At 61.3% G+C, this 9,001-nt stretch carries 12 protein-coding genes; 6 read left to right on the forward strand and 6 right to left on the reverse strand.

Going from position 1 to position 9,001, the window contains the following annotated elements; translation table 11 throughout:
• Nucleotides 1-210 precede the first annotated feature (210 nt).
• The gene (locus tag ACIP0B_RS18020) at nucleotides 211-519 is read left to right on the forward strand and encodes an RcnB family protein (RefSeq protein ID WP_400834465.1); all 309 of its coding nucleotides are present in this window, start codon (nucleotides 211-213) and stop codon (nucleotides 517-519) included.
• A 54-nt stretch (nucleotides 520-573) separates the two neighbouring features.
• Here the strand turns inward: ACIP0B_RS18020 and ACIP0B_RS18025 are convergent, their stop codons facing one another.
• Nucleotides 574-1,650: a diguanylate cyclase domain-containing protein gene (locus tag ACIP0B_RS18025; protein ID WP_400834466.1), complete on the reverse strand. Its 1,077-nt coding sequence runs from the start codon at nucleotides 1,648-1,650 to the stop codon at nucleotides 574-576.
• Nucleotides 1,651-1,810: 160 nt separating this feature from the next.
• On the opposite strand from ACIP0B_RS18025, the gene ACIP0B_RS18030 reads away from it, so the two are divergent.
• The 3 genes from ACIP0B_RS18030 to ACIP0B_RS18040 all read left to right on the forward strand — a co-directional run bounded on the left by ACIP0B_RS18030 (nucleotide 1,811) and on the right by ACIP0B_RS18040 (nucleotide 3,493).
• A complete protein-coding gene (locus tag ACIP0B_RS18030; RefSeq protein WP_400834468.1) occupies nucleotides 1,811-2,530 on the forward strand; it encodes a hypothetical protein in 720 nt (239 codons plus the stop codon).
• Nucleotides 2,531-2,564: 34 nt separating this feature from the next.
• A complete protein-coding gene (locus ACIP0B_RS18035; RefSeq protein WP_400834470.1) occupies nucleotides 2,565-3,089 on the forward strand; it encodes a hypothetical protein in 525 nt (174 codons plus the stop codon).
• A gap of 65 nt (nucleotides 3,090-3,154) precedes the next feature.
• Nucleotides 3,155-3,493 (forward strand): FKBP-type peptidyl-prolyl cis-trans isomerase, encoded by a 339-nt coding sequence (locus tag ACIP0B_RS18040; protein WP_085583383.1) that lies wholly within the window; start codon nucleotides 3,155-3,157, stop codon nucleotides 3,491-3,493.
• A gap of 73 nt (nucleotides 3,494-3,566) precedes the next feature.
• Here ACIP0B_RS18040 and ACIP0B_RS18045 read toward each other — a convergent pair whose 3' ends face one another.
• From ACIP0B_RS18045 to ACIP0B_RS18060, 4 genes are all read right to left on the reverse strand, one after another.
• Nucleotides 3,567-3,902 carry a hypothetical protein gene (locus ACIP0B_RS18045; protein ID WP_400834473.1) on the reverse strand — a complete coding sequence of 112 codons (336 nt, stop codon included), beginning with the start codon at nucleotides 3,900-3,902 and terminating at the stop codon, nucleotides 3,567-3,569.
• Nucleotides 3,899-5,137 (reverse strand): S-type pyocin domain-containing protein, encoded by a 1,239-nt coding sequence (locus tag ACIP0B_RS18050; RefSeq protein ID WP_400834476.1) that lies wholly within the window; start codon nucleotides 5,135-5,137, stop codon nucleotides 3,899-3,901. The genes ACIP0B_RS18045 and ACIP0B_RS18050 overlap by 4 nt, the downstream gene beginning before the upstream one ends.
• 227 nt (nucleotides 5,138-5,364) lie before the next feature.
• The gene (locus tag ACIP0B_RS18055) at nucleotides 5,365-5,634 is read right to left on the reverse strand and encodes a hypothetical protein (RefSeq protein WP_400834479.1); all 270 of its coding nucleotides are present in this window, start codon (nucleotides 5,632-5,634) and stop codon (nucleotides 5,365-5,367) included.
• A 157-nt stretch (nucleotides 5,635-5,791) separates the two neighbouring features.
• A complete protein-coding gene (locus tag ACIP0B_RS18060) occupies nucleotides 5,792-6,163 on the reverse strand; it encodes a DUF6124 family protein (RefSeq protein WP_400834482.1) in 372 nt (123 codons plus the stop codon).
• Between the two features lie 621 nt (nucleotides 6,164-6,784).
• Here ACIP0B_RS18060 and ACIP0B_RS18065 point away from each other — a divergent pair.
• Together ACIP0B_RS18065 and dmeF are read left to right on the forward strand one after the other, a co-directional pair.
• Entirely contained in the window at nucleotides 6,785-7,060 is a 276-nt protein-coding gene (locus tag ACIP0B_RS18065; protein ID WP_400834485.1) for a metal/formaldehyde-sensitive transcriptional repressor, read from the forward strand.
• 11 nt (nucleotides 7,061-7,071) lie between these two features.
• A complete protein-coding gene (gene dmeF, locus ACIP0B_RS18070) occupies nucleotides 7,072-8,007 on the forward strand; it encodes a CDF family Co(II)/Ni(II) efflux transporter DmeF (protein WP_400834488.1) in 936 nt (311 codons plus the stop codon).
• A gap of 90 nt (nucleotides 8,008-8,097) precedes the next feature.
• Here dmeF and ACIP0B_RS18075 read toward each other — a convergent pair.
• The coding region (locus tag ACIP0B_RS18075) for a branched-chain amino acid aminotransferase (protein ID WP_400834491.1) at nucleotides 8,098-9,001 on the reverse strand (904 nt) is incomplete at its 5' end.

Here is a 9,001-nt window from a genome sequence, read left to right on the forward strand (position 1 = left end):
TGCCGGCCCCATCACCAGCAGGCTGGCTCCCACAGGATTTTGCGCTGGCCTGCCAATAGTGCGACCACCACCGGCCCCTGTGGGAGCTAGCCTGCTAGCGATGACGGCCTCACCGGCGACTACACTGTCCAGCCATCCGCAATCCCAAAGGAATGATTCCGGCGCTCCACAGTCGGAGTTCAGGTATCCGCCCACCCAGGAGCTTCACCGATGAACAGCAGAACCCTGATCGCCACCCTGGCCTTGGCCGCCGGCCTCGCCGCCACCGGAACAGCCCTTCAAGCCGCCGAGACCTCCAGCAGCCCAAGCGTGCAGTCCCCGACCGGCAACCGCGCCTTGAAGGTCAACGACCGCGCCCCGGACATCTACCAACGCAGCGAAAAGGCAATCACCGACTGGCGCCGCAAAGGCCTCAAGGACCCCGAACCACAGGCGCAATGGGTGCAGATCGACGACAAGTACGTGATGGTGATGATCACCAACGGCACCATCGTGGAGATTCAGCCGGTGGTGCGTTGAGCCCGTGGCCACACTTGGCCAGGGAAGACAGACTGCACACCCAAATCCTGAGCCTCACTCGACGCGAGTGCCGCTGAGCACCTGGCCGCCCCCCAACCGATACTGATTGTTCCCGCTGCGCTTGGCCTCGTACATCGCAAGATCCGCGATGTGCAGCAGCCGATCCATGGTCGGCGCATGGTCGGGAAAGACCGCGACCCCCAGGCTGCTGCCGATGTGGCGCTGGTCGTTGCCGATGGTGATCGGCGGGGACAGTTCGGCGAAGATCTTCTGGCAGATGCGGCGGGCTTCGTCCGGCAGGTTCAGGCCCGGCGCCAGGCCCTGGAGGATGACCACAAACTCGTCGCCGCCGATCCGCGCGACGGTGTCGCTGGCACGCAGGATGCGCTTGAGGCGGGTGGCGGTGGTGATCAGCACGCGGTCGCCGGCGGCGTGGCCGTAGCGGTCGTTGATCGCCTTGAAACCGTTGAGGTCCACGAACACCAGGGCCACCCGGGTCGCAGTGAGCCGCGCCTGCTCCAGCGCCTGCGACAGGCGTTCCTCCAGCACCAGGCGGTTGGGCAGGCCGGTCAGCGGGTCGAAGTGGGCCAGGTGCTGAAGGTAACTGGCCGAGGCCTTCTCCTCGGTGATGTCGCGCACCACGCCCATCATCTTGATCATGGTGTCGTGGTCGTTCTTCACCACGTTGCCGGTTTCCCGCAGCCAGCGGATGGTGCCGTCGGGCCAGACCACGCGGTACTCCTCGTCGTGGTTCTCGCCGGTCTCCAGGCACCGCAGCTCGCCGGCCCGCACCTTGGCGCGGTCGTCCGGGTGCACGCAGGAGCAGAACAGCGCGTAGGAGGGCGTCACTTCACCGATCTTGAACCCGAACATGCCGAAGATCGCGTCCGACCAATACAGCCGGTCCGTGTCGACCTCCCAGTCCCAGGTGCCGATCCGGGCGAAATACTGGCTGCGCTTGAAACGCTCGGCATCGCCGTCCTGCCGGATGTGCGGGCCTTCGGCTGCGCGGGTCAGCAGTTCGCGGTACTCCGCGAGCTGCCGGCGCAGGGAACGTTCGCGGCGGATCAAGACGATGATCACAGCCAGCATGACGGTGCCGAGGGCGAGGCTGATCCAGAGTTGAGTCATTCAAGCGCTGCCGTCATGGCGTATCGGTCCGAGAGTGATGGCGGGTGGCTATCTTAAATCACACGACAATTGGGATGCATCGCATTCTTCCTGAACGGCACTAGACTTGTCGGTTATGCAATGAACGCGGCCACAGGCCTTTGGCAGGGAGACTATCGGTGTGACTCAGCCAAGCACGACAGCGGGAGTGTCTTCGGCAGACGGTTCGCCGTTGTCCACTCACTTCGGCGGGCCGACCCTCTTGTTCGGCGCCTATCTGTTTTTCTATTCCTGGCTGCACCTGTTTTATTACTTCAAGACGTTCGGCATTTCCCTGATCTCGCTGGACATCTCCATTTATTTTTATCTTGCGTTCGCCTGGACGGCCGCGAAGCTGTTCGGCGTGTGGGTTCCGATCATTCTGGCGGTGGGAGCCATTGTTTACGTCGGGCTGAACAGTGCCTGGGCGCTTGATCAGAAACCGGTCTGGCATTTCACTCATAAAGTGCTGTTTGTGCTGTTTCTGGTCGGCGGCTTATGGGGCACAGCCAGTCTGGCCGAGTATTTCGGCACCCTGCAGGCGCAGCAGGTGCGGGACGGCGGCGTGCTGCGCCCCGTTCAACTGCATTTCGAGGAAAAGTACGCGAAGGTTTTCCCTGCGGTGCTTGGGCAGTCTGTACAGACAAAAGACAGCGTGACAGAAGCCGTATTGCTCATCGAAACCGACACGACGTATTACGTGCTGGTGCAAAAGGTACTGATGAGGACAAGCAGCCAGCCGCAGCGTTATGACTCGTTCGGCAATGTTTACCAGATACCCAAGAAACAAGTGTCTTACATCGGGTTTGAAATACCCGACGGCACACGGATCGCCCGGAAGCGCTTTGACTGGCTTCCGTGACGGCAACACTGATTGGATCGATGGCAGGTGTGTGATGAATAAACACGTGATCACGCTGATGTTGACGTTGCTGGCCTATGGCGCCCAGGGCGAACAGATCTTGAAGTTGCCCACCGGTGAAAAGTACCTGGGGCTGGCGACATCCGACCAGTCAGGCATTTTCGTCGACTGCCAAAAAGTGCCTCATCGGCTGGCGGACGGTGAGATCCAGCCCACTAGCGCGACGTGCGAAGGCGTCGGCGGCATTTATGCGTGGGATCCGACGCTGATAACGATTTCTCCCCTTGTAGTCGTCAGCGTCGATCCGAAGAAAAAACAGATCGAAGTGCGTGAAGGCGAAACCGTCAAATACCTGGATCTGCATGGCATTCCCCCGTCGCGTTTTACTGAATTCACAATAGGCAGTCAGATTGGCGTGGTCGCCGACAAGAAGCGCAGTGCCAACACTTCAATCGTGACGGAGGCGATTTTCGACAAGGACTTCGCCGTGGATGCCAAAGACAAGCAGGACAAAAGCATGGCCTGGAAGCAGGGCCATCCGGACGCCGGAGCCATGTAATGAGTTGCCGAACGAGTGTTTTTCTGAGAAAAGCCTCCGCTCAATACTCGGAATAAAGCACTGCCATGAACGAACAGCTTCAAGTTATCGATCTGCAGGTGGGCGAAGGCAAGGCCGCCGTCAAAGGCGCATTGATCACCACCCAATACACCGGCTGGCTGGAAGACGGCACCGAGTTCGACTCGTCCTGGAGCCGGGGCAAGCCGTTTCAGTGCGTGATCGGCACCGGGCGGGTGATCAAGGGCTGGGACCAAGGCCTGATGGGCATGCAAGTGGGCGGCAAGCGCAAACTGCTGGTGCCGGCGCACCTGGGGTACGGCGAGCGCACGATGGGCAAGATCCCGCCGAACTCGAACCTGGTGTTTGAGATCGAGTTGCTGGAGGTGTTGACGCGGGAGGATTGAAGCGACGCAAATCCGCCAGAGCACCATGGCGATGGTGCACTCATTGATTCATCGCCATGTTTACTTGATCGGGTCAGGTGTAGGCGTCGATATCGTCCAGTGCATCTGAGACGATGCCACCCAGTGTTGGGAATTTCTCCTTAACGGCTTCCAGGGCTGGAATGACTGTTTCGCGGTCTGTTTCACAATGCCGGCGAGCGAGGTGGCCTAGAGCGGTCACGGCAGAAGCGGCAACCGCTTCGGACTCGCTGGTGAGGTAGGCCAGGCAGACGTTCTGGGCCCAGACTCTGTCCAATTCATTCAAGCCAATGGAAATCAGTCCAGCGATGATGTTTCTGTCCTCGTCGGTGGCGAGCAGTCCTAATGCCTCATCGTGGCTGATGGAGGGGTCTTGATAGGTCAAATTCACTTTTTGACTCCCTGAACGTTGCCCTTGCTGTCTACTTTCTTGGCTTTGATAAGTGCGTTTTTCATGTCTTGGTGAAGTTTATCCCATGGGCGTACATGACCGTGGTAGACGTCACCGCCTGTGCGATCAAAGACCACAAAATCGTTTGTTTGTGGATCGACGCCAATTCTGCGTGGAGAGGTAGGTTTGACCTGAATTGAGTTCTCTAAGGTTTCCTGACCGTTGGTTGGCCCTTTGCTTTTGATGGGTGTGTCCATCTTGCCGTGGTAGCTGGCTGCATCGAACTTCAAAGCCAAGACAACATAAAGAGGCTTGATGTCAGAGTCAGCCGGAAAGACCAGGATGAAGTCCTGATACTCAGGTGGGTAAATAGGGTTGACGATGATCTTGTCCGCCTGTTCGGTCGGCGGATAGATCCAGAGGGTCGGAGCTTGCGGGGCAGCTTCCAGCGCTGGAGTTCCTGACGCGTCGGACGGGTCGACGGCGGGTGTCCATATCAGCGTGACCCCATTGCCGAAGTCTGCAACTTGATGGGATCCCTGTGCCACGAACTGAATGACAGGGATCATTTCCCAATCGGTGCGATTCTGGGTGTTGAATCCGTATCCTTTAATGCTGCCGTCGGGTTGTTGTTCGATGTGCAATCGGACGCGTGTTCGGCCTTGCTTGAGCGTACGGAGTTGTTCTTCCGTGTACAGCGCACTGTCTCCAAGAGTCGATGGCCAAAGCAATGCAACGATACCGATCAATGTGCCTCCAACGAGGCTGCCCGAGATGGCGCTTGCATTGGAGACTGCACTGGCGGTTGTAGTGCTGGAGGTGCTGCTCAGCACCAGCGCTCCCAGCGATGAGGGAAGTGCGGAACCACTGATCCTCTTGAGAGGGATGTTGCCGGCCGTATCTCTTTCGCGCCCTCCCAAGAGAGAAAATGTACCGAAATCGGCAAATCGCTCGACGGGAATAAAACCGGCCGGGTTGTCATGGTTGATCACGCCGTCGGGAAGTTTGCAGCTCTTGGCGAATACGCATCCCAAGGGCGCAGTTTGATCCTGCGCAGGCAACAGCCTGAGGAAGCGATCCTCATAGGCTTGCTGTCTGGCTTGCATGTTGTCGTAGGCTGTTTGCCTGGCATCCCGTTCTGCCAACTCGGTTGCGGTCATGTAGCGGCTGGTGACGTGATGCCCATCGCCTGATGGAGGGTTTTGAATCCGAGGTATGTCTGTCTTCCGAACCATGCGCATCCTTGTTTCATTGGTATATGCGATGCGGAAGCTAATTCAATGGGCGTTTGAGGGATGTAGGACGGATCTGAAAATTCGGGAGTTGTTACAAGTGTAAAAATCAGGCTATTGGATGCTGCAAGAGTGTGTTCTGCCGTCATCGCGAGCAGGCTCGCTCCCACAAGGGAATGCGGTCTCCCTGTGGGAGCGAGCCTGCTCGCGATGAACGAAGACGCGGTCTTTCAGATGGCCATCGCCTTTGCTTGCAGCCGATGAAGTGCTGACGTTTCCCACAGTGGGAAACGACGCTTCAGTCGTTCGAGCGTGGGCAACACCTGTTCCGGATCCAGCGCTTCCAGCTGTCCGAGTGCCTGCACGGCGGACGCCACCACCGATTCCCTTTCACTTTCGTAGAGCGCCAGGCAGATCCTTTGGGCCCAGCGGTGATCCCGCTCGTTGAGGCCGATGGACATCAGGGCTGCGACGACGTGTGCATCTGGTTTATGGGGCATGGTCGGTTCTCCCGGTGTGTGGCGAGGGAGCTTGCTCCCGCTGGGGTGCGCAGCGCCCCCAAACCTTGCGGCCCGGTGGTGTCTGGCTGGCCGTGTCGGTCGGGATTGCCAGTGCTGCGCACTGGAGCGGGAGCAAGCTCCCTCGCCACAGGGTTGCTCAGCGGTTGGGCGGGTCGATGTTGTCGAGGGCGCGGTTGACGGCCAGTTCGCCGAGCATCACCACTTGGGCGATGCCCAGCACGGTGTTGCGGTAGGGCGGTTCCAGCAGGGCGGCGAAGTCGTTGAGCAGGGTGTTGGCCGAGGCCATGGATTCGCAGGCGTGGGCCAGCAGGGATTCCTGGTCCATGTCCGGGGCGATGAGGAACATCGGCCGGGATCTTCGCCGTTTCGGGGCTTCGGGCTTGAGGTAGTGGTCGAGGGCGCGCTCGGCGGCTTCGTGGAGTTTGCGGGAGTCGGGGGTGGAGTAGGGCGACGTTGGATCGGAGTCGTTTGTTTCGGCTTCTGGCGGATTAGGTGTGTACTTGAACATATGTGAGACCTCGAAGATTAAGGCTGCCCACCCGTCGCGACTAATCGAGGGGGAGGCGGCTGCACGCAGGTTAGTCGACCGGCAGGTCTCACGAATCCGGCGCGCCCGAAGGCGCCCTGCGCACAGCCACCATTGAGAGCAGGTACTGAAAAACCCGCCTGAATGGCTGCTTTACAACTCGTGAGACGCCGGGCGACTAAACCCGATCACTGACCCTTCAGTGATGCGAATCAAGTTACCGACGCCCCCCAAACCGCACAAGCCGGCGGATTCTGGCGCAGTTGTAGGCAAAGGCGCAAGGCAACGTAGCCTGGCGGATGATGCTGAAATGATGCTTGATTTTTCGGGGTTTCAGGCCGTCCAGCCCTGTGGGGCCCTCACTGACGCCATCGCCAGCAGGCTGGCTCCCACAGGGTTCTGCGGTGAACTCAGATTCAGCATCCACCCGAGATCCTGTGTGGGAGCCAGCCTGCTGGCGATGGCGCCGGTAAAGGCAATGCAGGCTGAGACCGGAACATGGATCTCGCGGCATTCCATTCATCCCTTCCCCCGAAAACCACCTTGCCAGGCCCGATCCGAACAGCGATCATCGCGTCCAATATAGGGGTAGGGGGTATAGGTATGTCGCACACGCACGAACACAAGACCGAACTGCTCAACCGGGTGCGGCGCATCGCCGGCCAGGTGCAGGCGGTGGAGCGGGCGCTGGAGGCCGAGGCCGACTGCGGCAAGACCCTGCACCTGATGGCGGCGATCCGCGGGGCGGTCAACGGCCTGATGGAGCAGTTCATCGAGGCCCACGCCCGTGAGCATGTCGCCCACCCCGACCTCAGCGACGAAGCCCGCGCCCAAGGCGTGGAAGAGTTGCTGCTGGCCATCCGTCGCTATTCCAAGTGAGCCCCCACGCCATGACGCCCAACGCGCAACGCTTCGCCCACGACCATCAGTTCCTCGGCGCCTCCCACGACGAGAACGCCCGCCGCACCCTTTGGGTGGTGGCGCTGACCTTCGTGATGATGATCGGCGAAATCGCCGCCGGCTATGTCACCGGCTCCATGGCGCTGCTGGCCGACGGCTTCCACATGGCGACCCACGCCGGCGCCTTGGGCATCGCGGCGGCGGCCTACGGGTTCGCCCGGCGCAACGCCAGCAACCGCCGCTACAGTTTCGGCACCGGCAAGGTCGGTGACCTGGCCGGCTTCGCGTCGGCCATGGTGCTGGGGCTGGTGTCGCTCGGCATCGCCGGCGAATCGGCCCTGCGCCTGTTCCAGCCGACCACGGTGGCCTTCGGTGAGGCCACGGTGATTGCGGTGGTGGGGCTGGCGGTCAACCTGGTCAGCGCCTTTATGTTGATGGGGCATCACGGCCATGACCACGGGCGCCACCATAATCACGGTCATGATCACGGCCACGATCATCATCACCACCACGACAACAACCTGCGCTCGGCCTATATGCATGTGCTGGCCGATGCGCTGACATCGGTGCTGGCCATCGCCGCGCTGCTGGCGGGCCGGTATCTGGGCTGGGTGTGGCTGGATCCGGTGATGGGCATCGTCGGCGCCGTGGTCATCGCCAAGTGGGCGTACACCTTGATGCGCGACAGCGCCGCCGTGCTGCTCGACGCCACCGACGAGCCGGTGGCCGAGGAGATCCGCGAGCTGCTGGAGTCCTCGGACGATGTGCGCATCAGCGACCTGCACGTCTGGCAGGTCGGTCCGCAGGCGCGGGCGGCCATCGTCAGCGTGGTGGCGGCCGCCGGCGTCAGCGCCGAGGCGATCCGCGAGCGTCTGGCGCCGGTGCATGAGCTGTCGCACCTGACCGTCGAACTGCGCAGCGCCTGACCTGCGGCACGCCGAAAGGCTGACGCACGGGCATGAAAAAGCCCCTCACCGATCGCTCGGTGAGGGGCTTTTGCGTTTCCGGGCGTCAGGTCAGACCTTGACGATCCAGCCCGCCGGGGCTTCGATGTCGCCGGTCTGCACGCCGGTCAGCTCTTTGTAGAGCTTCTGGGTGACCGGGCCGACTTCGGTTTCGCTGTGGAACACGTGCAGGTGGTCCTGGTAGCTGATGCCGCCGATCGGGGTGATCACGGCGGCGGTGCCGCAGGCGCCGGCTTCTTTGAAGTCCGACAGCTTGTCGATGAACACGTCGCCTTCGACCACTTCCAGGCCCAGGCGGGTCTTGGCCAGTTCGATCAGCGACAGGCGGGTGATGCCCGGCAGCACCGACGGCGAGTTCGGGGTGACGAACTTGTTGTCGTGGGTGATCCCGAAGAAGTTGGCCGAACCGACTTCCTCGATTTTCTTGTGGGTCAGCGGATCCAGGTAGATGGCGTCGGCGAAGTGCGCCTTCTTGGCCTGGGAGCCCGGCATCAGGCTGGCCGCGTAGTTGCCGCCGACCTTGGCGGCGCCGGTGCCTTGCGGGGCGGCGCGGTCGAAGGTGGAGATCTGGAAGTTGTGCGGGGTCAGGCCGCCCTTGAAGTAGGCGCCGACCGGGATCGCGAACACCGAGAAGATGAACTCCGGCGCGGTGCGCACGCCGATGTTGTCACCCACGCCGATCACGAACGGGCGCAGGTACAGCGCGCCGCCGGTGCCGTACGGCGGGATGAAGCGCTCGTTGGCGCGGACCACTTGCTTGCACGCCTCGATGAACTGCTCGGTGGACACGTGCGGCATCAGCAGGCGGGCGCAGCTGCGCTGCATGCGGGCGGCGTTCTGGTCCGGGCGGAACAGGTTGATCGAGCCGTCCTTGCAACGGTAGGCCTTCAGGCCTTCGAAGCACTGCTGGCCATAGTGAAGGGCGGTGGAGCCTTCGCTGATGTGCAGCACGTTG

It is taken from the genome of Pseudomonas sp. NPDC089534 (genome assembly GCF_044749305.1).
GTDB classification, from domain to species: domain Bacteria; phylum Pseudomonadota; class Gammaproteobacteria; order Pseudomonadales; family Pseudomonadaceae; genus Aquipseudomonas; species Aquipseudomonas ekonensis.

Coding starts and splice junctions, on each gene's coding strand:
- ACIP0B_RS18020 (WP_400834465.1), top strand. CDS start 211: ATGAACAGCAGAACCCTGATCGCCACCCTGGCCTTGGCCGCCGGCCTC.
- ACIP0B_RS18025 (WP_400834466.1), bottom strand. CDS start 1,650: ATGACTCAACTCTGGATCAGCCTCGCCCTCGGCACCGTCATGCTGGCT.
- ACIP0B_RS18035 (WP_400834470.1), top strand. CDS start 2,565: ATGAATAAACACGTGATCACGCTGATGTTGACGTTGCTGGCCTATGGC.
- ACIP0B_RS18040 (WP_085583383.1), top strand. CDS start 3,155: ATGAACGAACAGCTTCAAGTTATCGATCTGCAGGTGGGCGAAGGCAAG.
- ACIP0B_RS18050 (WP_400834476.1), bottom strand. CDS start 5,137: ATGGTTCGGAAGACAGACATACCTCGGATTCAAAACCCTCCATCAGGC.
- ACIP0B_RS18055 (WP_400834479.1), bottom strand. CDS start 5,634: ATGCCCCATAAACCAGATGCACACGTCGTCGCAGCCCTGATGTCCATC.
- ACIP0B_RS18060 (WP_400834482.1), bottom strand. CDS start 6,163: ATGTTCAAGTACACACCTAATCCGCCAGAAGCCGAAACAAACGACTCC.
- ACIP0B_RS18065 (WP_400834485.1), top strand. CDS start 6,785: ATGTCGCACACGCACGAACACAAGACCGAACTGCTCAACCGGGTGCGG.
- dmeF (WP_400834488.1), top strand. CDS start 7,072: ATGACGCCCAACGCGCAACGCTTCGCCCACGACCATCAGTTCCTCGGC.